Source organism: Neisseria sp. P0021.S007, assembly GCF_051956855.1.
Genome location: NZ_JBQCXA010000054.1, coordinates 1 through 1,569 on the forward strand (window position 1 = coordinate 1; position 1,569 = coordinate 1,569).

Sequence of the window (1,569 nt, forward strand, 5' to 3'; positions counted from 1 at the left end):
CCGGACAAATCCGCATTACCGAGCAAGGCGAAGTCATTACCGCCAAATACGCCGACCCGGGCAATGCCCAACGCAACTTGGAAACCTTGGTCGCCGCGACTTTGGAAGCCAGCATCCTGCCGGACAAAAAAGACCCTGATGCCAAACTGATGCAGGATTTGTCGGACGTATCGTTCAAATACTACCGCGAACTGATTACCCACCCCGACTTCATCGACTACTTCCTGCAAACTAGCCCGATTCAGGAAATCGCCACCCTCAACCTCGGCAGCCGTCCCGCCAGCCGCAAAACCCTAGCGCGGATTCAGGACTTGCGCGCGATTCCGTGGGTATTCTCCTGGATGCAAAACCGCCTCATGCTGCCGGCTTGGTACGGTTTCGGCAGCGCAGTGGAAACCTTGTGCGAAGGCAAACCCGAAACCCTCTCCGCCCTGCGCGAACACGCCCAAAACAACCCGTTCTTCCAAGCCATGCTCTCCAATATGGAACAAGTGATGGCAAAAACCGACATCACTTTGGCGGAAAACTATGCCGGCTTGAGCGAATCGCCCGACAAAGCAAAAGTCATCTTCGGCATGATCAAGGAAGAATACCAACGCAGCCGCAAAGCACTGCTCGACCTGCTGCAAACCGAAGAGCTTCTGCGCGACAACCGCAGCCTTGCCCGTTCGCTTGCCTTGAGGATTCCATACCTGAACGCCCTCAACGGCCTGCAAGTCGCCATGCTCAAACGCCTACGCAAAGAGCCCGACAATCCGCACGCCCTGCTGATGGTTCACCTGACCATCAACGGCGTAGCGCAAGGTTTGCGTAATACCGGTTAAAGCAGTACGGAAAAAAAGGCCGTCTGAAACAGTTTTCAGACGGCCTTTCAACCAACTGCGAACCATAGCAAAGGCTTTATCCATAAGCCTCATAATGTTTTTCAACCTGCTTGCCACTCTTACCCTATTCATTTAACTTGCCCGTATTTCGGACTATTTTGGGCAATAGCAGATAACCCGCTACAAAATCAATGTGTTCAATGAAGCATGGCAACTGCTTCAGCACGATGATAGTCAACTACTGACATACCTTAATGCGGCACTGCCCCATATCGCAGCACAATAAGCTTTCAGACAACCCTGAGGCCGTCTGAAAAACAAAAACATCTCACACCAAGGCAACTATCAATATGTTTGACATTGTATTTATATTGTTATTTGGCAGGCTTCAGCCCCACAAAACACCCGACTCATCCGACACGCCCGTCCCTTTTGGGAGTTCGGCTGCAGGCTCAGCTTTAATTTATTTATGCATACGCATAGGGACAATCATCCTTTATGGTTCGATTTCCAAAGCCATTGACAGCCTCCCCCTCATTCTGTTTCAAACAATCTGCATGTTCGGCTGTTTGGTTTTGTATTTCAAAATGTTACGTACCGCATCCAACCCGAAACACCGTCAGATGATTTATTGGGTACTGGGCATTCTTTTGGGTTTGATCTTAAGCCTCCTATCCGAAAAATTGTTTTATTTAATGGCTTTATTCATTTACTCATTCTTCAGAAGCACAATAAGCTGAATGCC

1 protein-coding gene is annotated in these 1,569 nt (G+C 49.5%); it reads left to right on the forward strand.

What is annotated here, in order from left to right:
* A partial coding sequence (locus tag ACTHUR_RS11010; protein ID WP_440398595.1) for a phosphoenolpyruvate carboxylase occupies nucleotides 1-824 on the forward strand: 824 nt, incomplete at its 5' end.
* Nucleotides 825-1,569 lie beyond the last annotated feature (745 nt).